This is a genomic window from Bacillus sp. ISL-55 (genome assembly GCF_018613155.1).
GTDB lineage: Bacteria > Bacillota > Bacilli > Bacillales > Cytobacillaceae > Mesobacillus.
The window spans coordinates 92706-104847 of record NZ_JAGGQU010000018.1 but is presented as its reverse complement, the minus strand read 5'-3'; the positions used below and the strand labels follow the sequence as shown (position 1 = coordinate 104847).

The window sequence follows — 12142 nt, the reverse complement described above, 5'->3', positions numbered from 1 at the left end:
TTCCTTGTCAGGGAGCCCTTTGTTTATTGGAATATGCACTATGTCTATGTCCAAGAGAAGAGGGATTATAGACATTTCCCAAAGTATGAGCCCTCAAAATGTCCAATGAACAGGGTTTAATAGACATTTTGAAAAGGGTGACTCCTGGAAATGTCCAATAAACGTGGTTTAATAGACATTTTGAAAAGAGTGATCCCTCGAAATGTCCAAAAAACAGGGTTTAATAGACATTTTGAAAAGAGTGATCCCTCGAAATGTCCAATAAACGTGGTTTAATAGACATTTTAAGAAGAGTGAGCTCTCGAAATGTCCAATAAACAGGTTTTAATAGACATTTCGGGAAGAGGAAGGCCGTGAAATGTCCAAGAAACAGGTTTTAATAGACATTTTGGGAAGAGAAAGGCCTCGAAATGTCCAAGAAACAGGTTTTAATAGACATTTTGAGAAGAGTGAGCCACCGAAATGTCCAAAAAACGTGGTTTCATAGACATTTTGAAAAGAATGAGCCATCAAAATGTCCAATAAAGATGCTTTAATAGACATTTTGGAAGATACACGAAATCAAAATGTCCATTAAAACATGCGCATGACTTAAAACTCCTAAAGTTGGACTTGTTGAAACCGATATAATACTTAGAATGGCTTGTATACCAACTACATCATTCATCAGCGAACCATTTAATCTACATACATAGAGTGATAGAAAAATTTTAAAAGGGTGTGGACTCACATGGCTGAGAGCAATAAGACTGTAGTCTTCGAAGCAGGGAATGAAGAATATGCATTTCCGATTCTTTATGTCGTTTCTATTGAAAAAATGGAAGGAATGACAGCAATCCCGCATATGCCTGATTATGTAACAGGAATCACAAAAGTAAGGGGAGAGTTGATTCCGGTCATTGACCTGGAAAAGGTGCTGTACAACCGGGATATTCAAGTTGAAGACAAAACCAGGCTGATTGTGATAGAGACAGCCGAAATTTCAATCGGCGTCCTTGTAAGGGATGCGAAGGAAATCCTTGAAATTCCGGCTGAGAATCTAAAACAGCCGGGCCTTCTCGCATATCAGAAGACAAGCTTCATTACGGGTGTAGCTAATTTTGATAAACGGATGATCATGTTGATCGACCCTGAAACATTGATCCAATCCCTTGAAGGCATCAAAGAAATAAAGGATTATATGCAAAACCAAAAGCAAGAGCTGCATAACTAGAGCAGTTATTTGGGAAAAAATTAAAAAACAAGCTGACCTCTAGGTCAGCTTGTTTTTGTCTATAACTTAAAACTGGAGAATGACTTTCTCAGGTCTTCGGCCATGCTTGACAGCTTGCTGGATGATTCCAAAAGCTCCTGCATCGTTGCATTCTGTTCTTCTGTTGTTGCTGCTACCTGCTCGAGGAATAGCGCGGATCTTGAGGATGCGGTAATCACTTCATTAGCAGATTGTGCCATGGATTCCATCTTTTCATTAGCATTGATGACTGCATGGCTTACCGTGTTGCCCTTTAGGCTTACTTCCTCAATTGATTCGGCGATCTCTGCGAAAATTGTGGCTACTTTCTCCACAAGCTCATTGCCTTTTAGTACGGTTGCCTGGCTTTCATCCATGACGCTTACAGCCTGGTTTGTTTCTTTGCCAGTCTGCTCAAGGATGGTGCGGATACTGTCTGCTGCACCAGCTGACTGTTCAGCGAGTTTGCGAACCTCCTGCGCGACGACACCAAACCCTTTTCCGTGCTCACCGGCCCTGGCTGCTTCAATTGCTGCATTCAAAGCCAGTAAATTAGTTTGATTTGAAATTTCAGTAATGATTTCAATAATTCTATGGATTTCCTGAGAATTGTTTTTCAAAGAGTGGATCACATTCGCTAACTCGGATACTTTGCCATTGATCTGATCCATTTGTTCAGTCACGTTAAACGCATACTGTTTGCCTTCTTCGATTTTATCCTTTGTGCTAGAGGTTGTATAAAGCGTCTCTTTTAAGGATCCGGTAACTTCGATTAATTGTGAAGAGACATTTTCTACCGCTTCATTTGTTCGTTCTGAGATTTTGACTTGTTCGTCAGATGAAGATGCCACCTGCATGATCGATGTTGTAATTTCATTGTTGGCCTCAGTTGTAGCTTCTGCATTAAGTTTTAGGTTCCGGGACATCTCAGTTACCTGGTCGGACGAGGACAGGATGTTTGAAATGGAAGTTTTCAGGTTTCCTGATAGCTGGTTCATGGCAATGATAATTTGTCCAACTTCATCCTTACTCTTTGCTTCCAATGCTTTAACATTTAATTCACCATTAGCGAGTCTTTTGCAATAAGCGACCACATTTTTGAGGTTCTTGCTGATGTTGCGTGACACAAAGTACATGGATACAGATGAAATAATGAATGCAAATATGATAAGGATAAAAGTGTTTCTGATCATCGAAGCTATCGAAGTATAGGTTTCCTTCATGATTTTTGTTCTGTCATCAAGGATCGTTAGCCTGATGGCACTTAACTTTTCGATGTTCATATCACGAATGGTTTCTGCTTTGTTCGTCAAGCTGATCTGGGTATAAATATCAACCTGTTCAAAGTTCTGTTGGAATTCTGAGACAGTCATCAAGATATCTTCTTCCCACACTTTATCCATATGCTGGTCTATTTTCATAATCGCATTAAGTAAAGTTTTTGCCTCTTTTGATTTCACATATTTTTGCAGCTTTTTTGATGAAGCACTAAATTGCTCAGCCTCTTTTTCATACGCCGTAAGCAGCTCCGGTTTTGGTTCAGTTATGTAGTCTGTAATAATAATATATTTCTGGCGGAAAGAAGATCCCATTTCACTTATCATAATCGCATAATCACTTTTTTCCTCGGCAAGGTTGATTGCATTCTGCAGGTTAGATAAAACAGTCGTCAAATAAATGAAGCTACCTAGAAAAATAACCATTATAAACGCGAAAACGGTTGCATACTTTCTGCCAATGGACCAATGCTGCATAAAAATTCCCCCATCTTTTCTATATCCTTATGATTATTTATCGGGTATTCCATCAAAATATTTAACGTTTTGCCGCTTTTCTTCACACAATGTTCAAAACTCGACTCTACCCTTAAAGAATCTCAATATAAGTAATGAGATCGTTTTTTTGATACACTAGAAGGGAACGTATATTTGGGAAGTGGGATCATGAAAGAAATGTATCCGAAAAACGGCAAAGTCATTTTGCATGTTGATATGAATAGCTTTTATGCCTCAGTAGAAATGGCTTACGATCCTGAATTGAAGGGCAAGCCATTGGCTATTGCCGGCAATCCAGAAGAAAGACGCGGAATAATTGTCACGTGCAGTTATGAAGCAAGGAAGTTCGGGGTCAAGACAACAATGCCTTTATGGGAAGCCAAGAAGCTATGCCCTGACTTAATCATAAAAAAACCCAATTTTGACAGATACCGTACAGCATCCGCTGCCATGTTCGATCTCTTGCGCCAGTACACAGATGTCGTCGAACCTGTTTCCATTGATGAAGGATATATGGATATAACGGAATGCTCCGACCTCGGAGCGCCTCTGGAAATAGCTGAAAGTATCCAAAAAAGAATCCTTGAACAGTTGGACCTGCCGTGCAGCATAGGTGTTGCCCCAAATAAATTTCTGGCTAAAACAGCTTCGGATATGAAGAAGCCAATGGGAATCACCGTCTTAAGAAAGCGTGACATCCCAAGGATCCTGTGGCCTCTCGAGGTCGGGGAAATGCATGGAGTAGGAACAAAAACAGCGGACAAACTAAAAAGTATTGGAATCCATACAATAGGCGGATTGGCGGCAGCAAATGAAATTCAGCTTAAAGGACTGCTGGGAATCAACGGATTAAGATTAAAAGAAAGAGCCAATGGCCAGGACAACCGCCAAGTGGATCCTGATTCTGTGTACGATTTTAAAAGCATCGGCAATTCGACTACACTGCCACGCGATATTTCGAATCAGCATGAGCTCCTGAAAGTTCTGGATAGACTGTCTGAGCAAGTAGCTGCCAGGATGAAGAGGAAGGAAGCGGTCGCCACAACCATTAGTGTAATGATCCGGTTCAAGGACAGGAAGACGATCACCCGAAGCCAGAAACTGCAGAATCCTGTATCTAAGCAGGAAGAAATAGCCACGGCAGCCAAAACGCTTTTTCTGAAGCACTGGAATGGAGATTCTATCCGGCTGCTAGGGATTACGGGCACCGACTTGCTTGAAGCGGACAAAGCAGTCAAGCAGCTCGACCTATTCTCCTATGAGCAGGATGCAAAAAAGGAACCTTTACTCAATACGATGAGCCAGTTGCGTGAGAAATACGGCAAAAATATCATTGAGAGTGCTGGCTCACAGGTGAAAAAGCCTCCGACTAAGGAGAATACTGGGGCAGGGACGAGTTTTAATAAGGATTTCCTCCAGGACCGCAGAAGAAGTAATGAGAGTGAGAAAAAAGATTTTTAATGGAGGTTTATCAGCTTCAGCTTAAGTCAAAATATAGAGGAACAAACCAGATTGTTTGCAACCTCATATGTCCATTGTTAAATTAATGAGTATGATTTAAAAAAACAGTTTCATAAAGGAGGAAGCAGAACTATGTCAAAACAGCAAATCGGTGTCATTGGTCTCGCTGTCATGGGGAAAAACCTGGCGATGAATATCGAAAGCAGAGGTTATTCTGTATCTGTATATAATCGATCGAGGGAAAAGACAGATGAAATGCTTGAGGAAACGAAAGGCACGAATATCGTCGGAACTTATACGATTGAGGAGTTTGTTCAATCGATTGAAAAACCACGAAAGATCCTTTTGATGGTCAAAGCTGGCGCAGCGACGGACGCGACCATCGAGCAATTGAAGCCTCATCTGGAAAAGGGAGATATCATCATTGACGGTGGTAATACATATTTTGCTGATACTCAGCGCCGAAACAAGGAATTGAGCGAGCTTGGGTTCCACTTCATCGGTACAGGTGTATCAGGAGGGGAGGAAGGTGCACTTCACGGACCTTCCATCATGCCTGGCGGACAAAAAGAAGCATATGACCTGGTTGCGCCGATTTTTCAGGATATATCTGCAAAAGTTAATGGTGAAGCATGCACGACTTACATTGGGCCGGATGGAGCAGGCCATTATGTAAAAATGGTTCATAACGGAATCGAATACGGCGACATGCAGCTGATTTCTGAATCCTACTTCATGTTGAAGCATGTTCTTGGATTAAGTGCCCAAGAGCTGCATGAAGTGTTTGCAGAATGGAATAAAGGTGAGCTTGACAGCTATTTGATCGAAATAACGGCTGATATTTTTACAAAGAAAGATGACGAGACAGGCAAGCCGCTTGTTGACATGATTCTAGATACTGCTGGCCAAAAGGGTACAGGAAAATGGACAAGCCAGAGTGCGCTTGATCTGGGAGTACCGCTGCCAATCATCACAGAATCGGTTTTCGCCCGCTTTATTTCTGCAATGAAGCAAGAGCGAGTGGAAGCTAGTAAAGTACTCTCTGGACCAGAAACATCGCCATTCAATGGTGACCGTGAGGCATTCATTGAATCAATCCGCAAGGCTCTTTACTTGAGCAAAATTTGTTCTTACGCGCAGGGGTTCGCGCAAATGAGAGCGGCGTCCGAAGAGTACGGATGGGATTTGAGTTATGGCGATATCGCGATGATCTTCCGTGGAGGCTGCATTATCAGAGCGCAGTTCCTGCAAAAAATCAAGGAAGCATATGACCGCGACCCTAATCTGAAAAACCTGCTGCTTGATCCATATTTCAAGGAAATTGCAGATAGCTACCAGCAGTCGTTACGTGAAATTATCTCAGCGGCTGTTATGAACGGAATTCCAGTGCCAAGCTTCTCTGCTGCCCTTTCATACTTTGACAGCTATAGAACAGAAACATTGCCGGCCAACCTGATTCAGGCCCAGCGCGATTATTTCGGAGCCCATACTTATCAGCGCATCGATAAAGAAGGTATTTTCCACACTGAATGGATGGAATAAGAACGCAGCACAGCGAATTCAATATTCGCTGTGTTTTTTTTACGCTCTTTTCTCAAAATTTGTTGCTATTGAATACAAAATCGTATATCTAGGTTAAAATCGGCTTTAGGATTTTAACAACAATCTTTACGAAGCCTTTTTTATTAGTAATTTTATTCATTCAGGGAGGGTTTTCAAAAGGCCCAGTCGAAACCTTTAAATGTGGTATTTAAGATTGGAGGGAAAGAGTATGGCAGAAAGTTATCGAGTTCTTGAAGGCGCAGAACCGTTTTATTTTGAGGGGAATTCGGTAGGTATATTGGTTTCCCATGGTTTTACCGGTTCTACACAGAGCATGCGGCCCCTGGGTGAGGCATATGCAGCTGCGGGTTATACCGTTTGCGGACCGCGATTAAGAGGTCATGGTACACATCATGAAGACATGGAACAAACAACATATCAAGATTGGATCGCATCGATTGAAGAAGGGTTTCAATGGTTAAAAGAGCGTTGTGATACGATCTTTGTGACTGGGCTGTCAATGGGCGGCAAGCTGACCTTGTATATGGCTGAAAACCATCAAGATATCAGAGGGATTGTCCTGATTAATGCGGCCATTGATATACCGGCAATGGAGCCAGTCCTCCAGCTGGAAGGAACACGATTCCTGGACGCTATCGGTTCTGACATCAAGAAGCCGGGAGTAACGGAGCTTGCATACGAAAAAACCCCGGTTCAATCAGTTAAAGAAATATTGCCATTTATGAAAACTGTAAAAGAAGATCTTTCGAAGGTTCTTTGTCCAGCCTTAATTTTTGTTTCCGACGAAGACCATGTTGTCCCGCCTGATAATTCACAAACCATTTATGATCTCATCAGCTCAGAAACAAAATTGATCCATCATATGAAAGAAAGCTACCATGTTGCTACATTGGATAACGACCAGCAAGTAATCATTGATAAAACGCTCGATTTCATTAAAAAACAACTTTAGAAGGTAAGTGAATGTAGTTGGCTTGCGGGCTCTGCCGCAAGCTTTTTTATTCTAAGTCCAGCTTTACAAATAATAAAAAACATTCATGAATCTGAATAAGAAGTTCTTTTATCTCCTTTTAGCCAGGTCCGCATGCAGAGCCAGGCAATTAAACTCCATAATACCAGTAAACTCTCCAATGAAAAAATGTACCATGGATAAGGTCCGAGTAAATCCATGAAGCTGGGACTTTGCGGTTTATGGCGTAAAAACCAGTAATTCCCGTCAGCTGCCTTATTGATGAACAGGATTGCTGGCAGCAGCAGATTAATAAAGAGAACAACTTTTATCACAGAACTGAAGGTTGGGTAATAACCTTTCGCCCATAGGAAATAAAGGGTCACCCAGACAATCATCAAATGGGCATAGAAAAAGTGAAAAAAACGGAAATGGGGAAAGTCATAGGTTAATGCAGGTGTGATGATGGCTTGTGTAGCTCCTAATAAAGCGATGAAAAACAAAAGCTCGAAAAATATTTTTTTCCTGGTCAGTAATAAACCTATTGCGAGCAAAAGGCCAATATTGCATAATTCAAGCGGCATTGACCGCCCTATTTTCCAGACAGCATGCTTGTACATCCAAAGATGATTGGTGATCTCAATTAAGATTAAGGACAATGCTGTTACCAGCTCCGCTTTCCTCCATCTTTCATCACTTAATTTTTTTCGGTTAGCAAAAATGATAGTATTAACCAAAACACAGATAACCAATATCGTATAATGACTCGCAGAAAACATATCGAAATTGAAGTCTTGATTACTGTGACCAAACCACTCCATGTTTTCACCTCTACTTTGAAAATAGAACAAACATAAGTTATCCCTTTTAGGTTTCTTTTATGTAGACTCTATTCGAAAAGCTTGCATCTTGCCCAACAAAAGTATGGCGAGATCAGAAGCTCCTTGGGCGAAAAAGTGAAACTAAATTTTACTTGATTCGTAAAAGTAACTATATCTTATAAAAGGGAGTTGGAATACATGAAAGGAAATGGTTGCATTAAGTGCGGAAGCACAGATGCAGGTCAGAAGGATGTGGCAATGACGGGAACGGGCTTGTCCAAGATGTTTGATATCCAGAATAACCAGTTCACTGTCGTGTACTGCAGGAATTGCGGATACTCGGAGTTTTACAACAAGGAAGCATCTGCCGGATCCAATCTCCTGGATTTCTTTTTCGGAGGCTGAGTAGTGCTTTACTTCAGCTAAAGAAATACAAAGAATCCCGCCTGGTTACCTGGCGGGATTTCTGGTTGTTAAGGAAATTATAAAATTATTTAGGTGTGGATAACTGCATGTAGTTTTCTTAATCCAGCTCCAGCGCCTAGCCCCTCGAGTCGCTTGTCCAGTGTCGCCTCCTAGAAACTCCNNATTTCTATTTCGAGCCGCCCATTGAAGTCAAAAAACGACTTCATTGGGCGGCTCTCCAGCGCTTGTCGGGGCTGAACGAGGCGCTTGCGCTTTTTGTTCTCGTATTAACAGTTTTCTACATCAATTTCAGTGATTGGCCACCAGAAGAATCCATCTTGCTCCAGAAGCTTGTCTGCAGCGTCGGGACCCATGGAGCCAGATGCATAGTTCGGGAATGATGGTTCCTTTGTGTTTTCCCAGACTTCTGAAATATTATCAACAAAGCTCCACGACAATGCGACTTCATCCCAGTGTGTAAAGTTCGTGGCGTCGCCGCGCAATGAATCAAATAGGAGTTTTTCATATGCTTCCGGTGTGTTCAGCCCGTCAATGCCTTTATTGGCATAATTCAATTTTACAGGTGTAGCGTCTGTACCCTGGCCAGATTTCTTGGCGTTCAAGTGAAGCGTGATTCCTTCTTCAGGCTGGATATGAATGACAAGAAGATTTGGATTGACCATTTTTTCTGGCCGATAATACAGATCCATCGGGATATCTTTGAATTGGATCACAATTTTAGTTGACTTGGCCTTCATTCTTTTTCCTGTACGGATATAGAATGGGACTCCAGCCCAGCGGAAATTATCAATCATCAGCTTACCAGCGACAAATGTCTCCGTATTGGATTCAGGATTGACCATTTCTTCCTGGCGGTATGCAGGGACATCTGTTTCGTTCATTCTGCCTTTATCATATTGGCCGCGAACAAAATATTCATTGACTTCCTCGCCTTTTACAGGACGAAGAGCACGGAACACTCTTACTTTTTCTGAACGGATTTCATATGTCGTCAGCTTGATAGGGGGTTCCATCGCAAGCAAGGAAACCATCTGCAGCATATGGTTCTGGACCATATCCCTTAGAGCGCCGCTTTTCTCGTAATATCGTCCTCGTTCTTCGACTCCAAGCGTTTCGCTTGATGTCACCTGAATATTGGAAATGTAACGGTTATTCCAGAGTGGTTCGAACATCGCATTTGCGAAACGGATTACCTCAATGTTTTGAACCATTTCCTTGCCTAGATAATGATCAATCCGATAGATTTCATCTTCAGAAAAAGCCTTGCGAATTTGCTTGTTCAACACTTTTGCAGATTCAAGGTCATGCCCGAATGGTTTTTCGATGACAAGGCGTTTGAACCCGGATACGTCAGTAAGCTTATCCTTCTTCAAATGTTCAGCAATCGTTCCAAAAAATTCAGGTGCCATCGCCAGGTAGAAAATTCTATTGCCATCAAGTCCATAATGGCTGTCCAGCTCTTCCGCAAGCTTTCCAAGAGCGAGATAGGAACTTGAATCAGTAACGTCATGGGAATGATAATAGAACTTGGAAACGAATTCGTCGATGTCAGCTTCTGTTTCCCCATTTTCCTTCACGGAATCTTTTACCCTCAGCTGGAACTCTTCATTTGAAAGGGAACGGCGGGCAACACCGACGACCGCGAATTTGTCCAGTTTTCCTTTTTCAAACAAATTATAGAGGGAAGGAAACAGTTTACGGTTTGCCAGGTCTCCCGTAGCCCCGAAGATCATGATTAAGGCTGTTGGTTTTTCGGTTTGTGCCACAATATAGAACCTCTCTTTTATGTGAATTTAAAAGTATGTATAAAAAACACTCTACAAATACAAAATTTTAGCCCTTTCGAGAACAATTAGCAACTGTTTAAACTGCACTTAGTGTTCTTCCAATTGCTTGGAACTATCCCCGATTGAGTTAAATCCAGCGTTTGGTTTAGATGAATAATGGCAGTTGTGATATATTGAAATGAATAATACCTGCCTGTAAGGATTGCAGGCATTTGGTACAGGAGGATATCAGGAATATGGATGTTTTTTTTCTTGGAACAGGGTCGGGCGTCCCAGCCAAGCTGAGGAATGTGACCTCAATCGCACTGAAATTGCTGGAGGAGCGGGGAGCTGTCTGGCTGTTTGACTGTGGAGAAGCAACCCAGCATCAAATTTTACATACAAGTATCAAGCCGCGGAGGATTGAAAAAATCTTCATTACACACTTGCACGGAGACCATATTTATGGCCTGCCTGGGTTGCTGTCGAGCCGTTCCTTCCAGGGAGGAGAGTCGCTGGTTACGGTGTATGGACCTCCTGGAATTAAAGAGTATATTGAGGTATCTTTGAAAATTAGTAAATCCTACTTGAAATATCCGATTGAAATCATCGAGCTGCAGGAAGGCATCATTTTTGAAGATAAGCAGTTTATCGTTGAAGCAAAACTTTTGGAGCATGGAATTCCCTCATATGGGTACAGAGTAAAGGAAAAAGATCGTCCCGGGACTCTTCTTGCCGACAAGCTTGAAGCAGCAGGGGTAAAACCAGGACCTGAATACAGGAAAATCAAGAACGGAGAAGAAGTCATCTTGGACGATGGAAGAGTCATCGATCCTGCTGAATTTGTCGGCCCCCCGCAGAAAGGAAGGATTGTCACGATTTTGGGTGACACAAGAATTTGTGAAAATGCTCAACTGCTTGCCCAAAATGCAAATCTTCTCGTCCATGAAGCGACTTTTTCAGCAGATGAAGGGACCCTTGCCTATGAGTATTTTCATTCGACCACTCTGCAGGCCGCAGAGACAGCATTGAATGCTGGTGTGAAAAAACTGTGCCTGACCCATATTAGCTCCAGGTATGACCGCAATGACTGGAAGGAGCTTGAAAAGGAAGCACGAACAGTATTTGCCAACACTGTTGTCTCAGAAGATTTTATGGAAATTACCGTACCTCATGAACATGACTGAAATAAGGGGTGTTTTGATTGAAAACAATCTATCTTGTACGTCATGCAAGTGCGGCTGGCCAGCCTGTAGACTCTCCACTGACTGAAAAGGGCAGGAAACAGGCGCTGGCACTAGTTGACTTTTTCAAACGAAAAGAAATAGATATCATCTATTGCAGCCCTTTTAAAAGAGCTGTCGATACAATTAAACCTCTTTCTGATTCAAGGAAGATAAAAGTTCTCGAAGATGACCGGCTCGGTGAAAGAGTGCTGAGTACAGTCAATTTTGAGGACTGGCGTGATAAGCTAAAGCAAACCTTTGAAGATTTTGAGCTTGTTTTTGAAGGAGGAGAATCCCATTCAGCTGCGATGAATCGTGCGAAATCACTGATTGAGGATTTATTATGTTCGGAACATGACCACATTTTGCTAGTCAGCCATGGTAACATGACCACATTGCTCATGCGGTATTTCAATGAAAGTTTCGGATACGACTGCCTGATGGAAATGACGAATCCGGATGTATTCGAACTTGTCGTTTCCAGTGAAAAAACGATGTTAAATAGGATATGGGATGACCGAATTTAGATTCTTTTAGTTTAAAAAAGAACCCAGAGGAAATTGGAAAGTGGTGGAACCATTTCCATTGAACCAACAACAGTAATACTGGGGGAATTATTTTGGAGTTTTTGCTTTTGTTCGGTCTTCATCTATTTATCATGGGATCACTTGTCCTATTGTTTAGTGGCATCATTACATTTCTTTTACCAAGGATGCATTTCCTCATCACGATTTCACTATTCGGAGCAGCTGGTTTTTTATATGCCGTCATCTTTGAAGTAATGGGTCTTGCGATATTCGCAGTTTTCTTCAATATGATTCTATCCTTGACCGCAGTTGGCCTTGTCAAATTAGGGTTTTACTTCAAGAAGGTTGCCGAACGCCAGGGTGAGAAAATAGCCTAACAGTAAAAACCAGGAGATTT

Annotated in this window: 11 protein-coding genes and 1 pseudogene; 8 read left to right on the top strand and 4 right to left on the bottom strand. The window is 41.9% G+C overall.

Translation table 11 applies throughout. From position 1 onward, the window contains the following. Nucleotides 1-730 precede the first annotated feature (730 nt). A complete protein-coding gene (locus J7E32_RS10055; RefSeq protein ID WP_214906929.1) occupies nucleotides 731-1213 on the top strand; it encodes a chemotaxis protein CheW in 483 nt (160 codons plus the stop codon). Nucleotides 1214-1272: 59 nt separating this feature from the next. Here the strand turns inward: J7E32_RS10055 and J7E32_RS23310 are convergent, their stop codons facing one another. Beyond that, nucleotides 1273-2088, bottom strand: coding sequence for a methyl-accepting chemotaxis protein (locus J7E32_RS23310; protein ID WP_483297603.1), 816 nt, complete (start codon nucleotides 2086-2088; stop codon nucleotides 1273-1275). Between the two features lie 126 nt (nucleotides 2089-2214). Beyond that, nucleotides 2215-2367, bottom strand: a pseudogene (locus J7E32_RS23305) (HAMP domain-containing protein); the annotation flags it as partial. Between the two features lie 807 nt (nucleotides 2368-3174). Here J7E32_RS23305 and J7E32_RS10045 point away from each other — a divergent pair. The 3 genes from J7E32_RS10045 (at nucleotide 3175) to J7E32_RS10035 (ending at nucleotide 6982) form a co-directional block, all read left to right on the top strand. Then, complete coding sequence (locus J7E32_RS10045) at nucleotides 3175-4467, top strand: DNA polymerase IV (protein WP_214906925.1); 1293 nt, start codon at nucleotides 3175-3177, stop codon at nucleotides 4465-4467. 132 nt (nucleotides 4468-4599) lie between these two features. Continuing rightward, complete coding sequence (gene gndA, locus J7E32_RS10040) at nucleotides 4600-6009, top strand: NADP-dependent phosphogluconate dehydrogenase (protein ID WP_214906922.1); 1410 nt, start codon at nucleotides 4600-4602, stop codon at nucleotides 6007-6009. 229 nt (nucleotides 6010-6238) lie between these two features. Beyond that, entirely contained in the window at nucleotides 6239-6982 is a 744-nt protein-coding gene (locus tag J7E32_RS10035; protein WP_214906920.1) for an alpha/beta hydrolase, read from the top strand. Nucleotides 6983-7065: 83 nt separating this feature from the next. Here the strand turns inward: J7E32_RS10035 and J7E32_RS10030 are convergent, their stop codons facing one another. Beyond that, nucleotides 7066-7800: a YwaF family protein gene (locus tag J7E32_RS10030; protein ID WP_214906918.1), complete on the bottom strand. Its 735-nt coding sequence runs from the start codon at nucleotides 7798-7800 to the stop codon at nucleotides 7066-7068. Nucleotides 7801-7998: 198 nt separating this feature from the next. Between J7E32_RS10030 and J7E32_RS10025 the strand changes: the two genes are divergently transcribed. Then, the gene (locus J7E32_RS10025; protein ID WP_214906916.1) at nucleotides 7999-8205 is read left to right on the top strand and encodes a zinc ribbon domain-containing protein; all 207 of its coding nucleotides are present in this window, start codon (nucleotides 7999-8001) and stop codon (nucleotides 8203-8205) included. Between the two features lie 287 nt (nucleotides 8206-8492). Here J7E32_RS10025 and zwf read toward each other — a convergent pair whose 3' ends face one another. Then, complete coding sequence (zwf, locus tag J7E32_RS10020; RefSeq protein WP_214906914.1) at nucleotides 8493-9992, bottom strand: glucose-6-phosphate dehydrogenase; 1500 nt, start codon at nucleotides 9990-9992, stop codon at nucleotides 8493-8495. 257 nt (nucleotides 9993-10249) lie between these two features. Between zwf and rnz the strand changes: the two genes are divergently transcribed. The 3 genes from rnz to J7E32_RS10005 all read left to right on the top strand — a co-directional run bounded on the left by rnz (nucleotide 10250) and on the right by J7E32_RS10005 (nucleotide 12122). Then, entirely contained in the window at nucleotides 10250-11179 is a 930-nt protein-coding gene (rnz, locus tag J7E32_RS10015) for a ribonuclease Z (protein WP_214906912.1), read from the top strand. 17 nt (nucleotides 11180-11196) lie between these two features. Continuing rightward, nucleotides 11197-11745: a histidine phosphatase family protein gene (locus J7E32_RS10010; protein WP_214906910.1), complete on the top strand. Its 549-nt coding sequence runs from the start codon at nucleotides 11197-11199 to the stop codon at nucleotides 11743-11745. 92 nt (nucleotides 11746-11837) lie between these two features. Next, a complete protein-coding gene (locus tag J7E32_RS10005; RefSeq protein ID WP_214906907.1) occupies nucleotides 11838-12122 on the top strand; it encodes a hypothetical protein in 285 nt (94 codons plus the stop codon). The last annotated feature ends 20 nt before the right edge of the window (nucleotides 12123-12142 follow it).